The 3,933-nt window shown below is 42.6% G+C and carries 4 protein-coding genes; 3 read left to right on the top strand and 1 reads right to left on the bottom strand.

The genetic code is table 11. From position 1 onward, the window contains the following. Positions 1-5: 5 nt before the first annotated feature. Positions 6-260 carry a hypothetical protein gene (locus BQ5453_RS00325; RefSeq protein ID WP_071121660.1) on the bottom strand — a complete coding sequence of 85 codons (255 nt, stop codon included), beginning with the start codon at positions 258-260 and terminating at the stop codon, positions 6-8. Between the two features lie 438 nt (positions 261-698). On the opposite strand from BQ5453_RS00325, the gene rho reads away from it, so the two are divergent. From rho to BQ5453_RS00310, 3 genes are all read left to right on the top strand, one after another. Then, entirely contained in the window at positions 699-2,753 is a 2,055-nt protein-coding gene (rho, locus tag BQ5453_RS00320; RefSeq protein WP_071121659.1) for a transcription termination factor Rho, read from the top strand. 296 nt (positions 2,754-3,049) lie between these two features. After that, positions 3,050-3,298, top strand: a complete 249-nt coding sequence (locus tag BQ5453_RS00315) for a hypothetical protein (RefSeq protein WP_143033234.1) — start codon at positions 3,050-3,052, stop codon at positions 3,296-3,298. Between the two features lie 51 nt (positions 3,299-3,349). Then, positions 3,350-3,601, top strand: a complete 252-nt coding sequence (locus BQ5453_RS00310) for a hypothetical protein (protein WP_071121657.1) — start codon at positions 3,350-3,352, stop codon at positions 3,599-3,601. Positions 3,602-3,933: the final 332 nt, after the last annotated feature.

Below are 3,933 nucleotides of genomic sequence, written 5' to 3'. Positions count from 1 at the left end.
TATTTTTATTGCCATTCTGATTCATAGTGCAAAGGTACTACTTTTGGGCAATCATGTATCGTTTGGCAACTCAGTTTTTGGGTTAGCATCTGCACAGCCCTCCACAGGGTTTGTCGGGTGCGCCAGTCTTTGTCAAGAATGGTCACACTCGCTCCTTGAAGCGATATTTTGGTTGCTGCATCCTTCACCGTTATGGAGAACTTCTGTCCGTAAGATGCAATACTTTGCAGCGCAAACAATATAAAAAGTAATCGTTTCATTTATTGTGTTTGTTATATGATGGAAAAATTCGGCACAAAAATACTAAAATCAGTTCACGCCGCACACAATCAAGCACAAAAAGAGTTTTACCCCCCACAGCCGTTTTTTACAGACAAAATATTGTATATGTACAAAATGATTGCTAAATTTGCATTTTGAATGAGCGGAAACACAATTATATTGGTAGCTATCTGCAATTCGCACACATACCATTCCCCATTCTGTTGGCAGTAGTCTTTTATTATTTGGACGCAAGCTTTAAGACTAACCTGCACACAAATTCCCCCTTACGCAATAATTCATCAAACGGACTTTAAGTTTTAACAATACAATGGTATTCAATACCATATTGTGTGTTACAAACGTGTACCACGCAACAAGAATGCAAAAGCGCAGAGAACAAACTAATTGAACTTGTAAATACACCAACAACATACATGACAAACTTGACAAAAGAACAACTTCTTGAAAAAGACGAAGCGGGTTTGCAAGATATTGCACAACAACTGAACGTCAAGGATATTGAAGGCAAATCAAAGGAAGACTTGATTTACGACATACTTGATGCACAAGCCGAACAAACGGCTGGTAACGAAACGCCAGTTAAACGGCGTACACGCATCGTTAAAAGGAACGAGGCCGACCACATATTCTCAACAAACCTCACTCCGGCCAAAAGCGCCGAGAGCGATGCTGAGGAGGCTGCATCGGCAAAAAAACAAACTTCGGAAAAGGCGGATGAAGATGCCCAACCCGAGGCTATAATTGCACCACCTAAACGCAAAAGGGGGCGCCCCTCTAAAGCTGAAATTGCAGCACGCGAAGCTGCCGAAGCTGCACTTAAGGCCACAGAACCCGCAACAGAGGAAACTGAAGACGAAGAAGAAACAGACGCTAATGCAAATGATAGCAGTAGCGCTATTAGCCATGCCCTGGATAGCAAAGCACAAGTAGCCGATGAGGTGCCCGACTTTGTGGCTGAACAAATGCAGGCTAACAAAAGCCTTGAAACGTCAACCTCGCCCGACATTTTAGACATGGAAGAGGTTAAACGTACATTGGGCAACAAAATGCCACAATTTCTGCAAAAGCCCGTTCAAGAAGTTGCAGAAAAGGCAAATACTAATAATCCGAATAATGAAGACGGTTTTATTATAACCAAAGATATCCCCGTATTTTTTGAAGGAACAGAATTGAATGTGCCATCTGAGCACAATGATTATTCAAATACGCGACCTAACAGCGAATTTGAGAATCGTCCAAAATTCAGACGTTTCAAGGACGACCCCATGATGCAGGAGTTCAATGGCTCGAAACCTGCACCGACCGTTGCCGACAACAAAACATTCTACCAACCAGAACTGCCACAGCCAACCGACCACTTGCTTGACGGCCGCGGTGTGCTCGAAATCGTACCCGAAGGTTTTGGTTTCTTAAGGTCATCTGATTACAACTACCTTGCTTCGCCCGATGATATTTATGTATCACCCGCACAAATCAGACAATTGGGTCTGAAACCTGGAGATGTGGTTGAAGGCAAAGTAAAGATACCACGCGACGGAGAGAAGTTCTTTGCCCTGATGGATATAGAACGAATAAACGGACTTAAGCCATCTGATGTGCGCGACCGTATTTCGTTCGAACATCTCGTACCTTTGTTTCCTGATGAGAAATTCAACCTCTGCTCTGGAACCAACGACAGCATATCATGCCGCATTGTCGACCTCTTCACACCTATCGGCAAGGGACAACGTGCTCTGATTGTGGCACAACCTAAGACTGGTAAGACAATGCTCATGAAGGACATTGCCAATGCCATTGCCCACAATCACCCGGACACCTACTTAATGATGCTGCTCATTGATGAACGCCCCGAGGAGGTTACGGACATGATGCGCACCGTTAAAGCCGAAGTTATAGCCTCTACCTTCGACGAACCTGCTGCACGCCACGTGAAAATTGCCGGCATTGTGCTTGACAAAGCGAAACGTATGGTTGAGTGTGGACACGACGTGGTCATATTCCTTGACTCCATCACACGCCTGGCGCGTGCCTATAACACGGTTGCACCTACCTCGGGCAAGATACTTTCGGGTGGTGTCGATGCCAACGCCTTACAGAAACCCAAACGTTTCTTTGGTGCGGCACGTAATATCGAGGGCGGAGGTTCCCTCACCATTATTGCTACCGCTCTGATTGACACGGGCTCTAAAATGGACGAAGTGATCTTTGAAGAGTTCAAGGGTACTGGTAACATGGAATTGCAACTTGACCGCGCACTGGCTAACAAGCGCATATTCCCTGCAGTTAATATTGTTGCTTCATCAACCAGACGAGACGATTTGTTGCAAGACGAATTAACGCGCAAACGTATGTGGATCTTGCGCAATTACATTGCTGACATGAATGCTCTTGAAGCCATGAACGATGTCAAGAAACGACTGGAAGGCACAAAAGACAATGTAGAGTTCATTGCATCAATGAATGGGTGATAGCACTGAAAACCAACAATTATCCTTATTATAAATAGGCTGGCGGTTTACCCCGCAGCAATATATTATAAACTACCGTTTCGCGGCCTTGGCTATAATCTGCCAAGGCCGCGAAAAGTTATATTACATATTATTGTGTCCAATAGAACTTCCCCTTTCACGCCTTTGACGAAAAGACTATTTTGTTTTACTATTTGAAAATTGAAACGCGAAACACACAAAAGCAGTACCTACAACACCTGTCGCATTTGCAAGGAATGCCTTTTTTCAATAACTTTGCAGCAAAACAGAATATCATGACAACAGAAGAATATTTTTACTTAGAGCATTATCTCACACATTACAGCATAATTTTCGGGAATAACAACATGAAGTCCTTGTTCAAAGAGTTAGAAGATTATCATTATTTCCTATTTAAGAATACAGAACAAATATCTTTCGAAGAAGGCAAGAGCAAAGTTGAATATTTCTACAACAAGGCTCAACCTTTTGAGTATTGGCCAAAGCCTACTTTTAGAATAGATGACCCCAAACCTTTTGCTTAGCTCCTCCATCGTTAAATGTTATAGTATAAATACCCCTTAGAACAAATTGTTATGAACAAGATAGATTACAACCAAATTGCCTTATCAAAAGCAAAGGAACTCGGGTACGATACTATCCGATATGCTGGAGAACGTGAAGGGTGGAGATACTTTCATTTGATAAAATATTCTTTGATAGGGAAAAAAGTTGGTTTACCTCACTATATAAGAATAGATTGCAATGGGATTGTTCTTAATTTAGAAGAAAGAGATGATATTATATGGGCTTTACACCAAGAAATATCACTAAACAATCTGACTTAAAGGTCGAACCTGATGTTACGCCCACTTTAGGCAGTGAAGACATTCACTATCTTTGGATAATTGAAATGTAAAACACGAAAAAACATTCATTGCAACGCCTGTCGTATTTCCTGACTCGCAACGGCGTCAGCCAATCAAATGACGCAACGCATCGTTTTTCAACATGCGCTATATGATGGCGCAGAAAAGTGATGAAGTCAGAAGATTGTGGCGCACCCGACAAACCCTGTGGAGTAGGCCGTGCAGATGCTAACCCAAAACTGTTGCTAAACGATACATGAAGAATGGTATGTCTATGACTCCTTTTACTTGTGCACGAAAGCATTTGATCT

The sequence above is a fragment of the Prevotellamassilia timonensis genome (assembly GCF_900106785.1).
GTDB lineage: Bacteria > Bacteroidota > Bacteroidia > Bacteroidales > Bacteroidaceae > Alloprevotella > Alloprevotella timonensis.
Note: the sequence above shows the minus strand (reverse complement) of the source record. Positions and strands in the feature narration are given on the sequence as shown.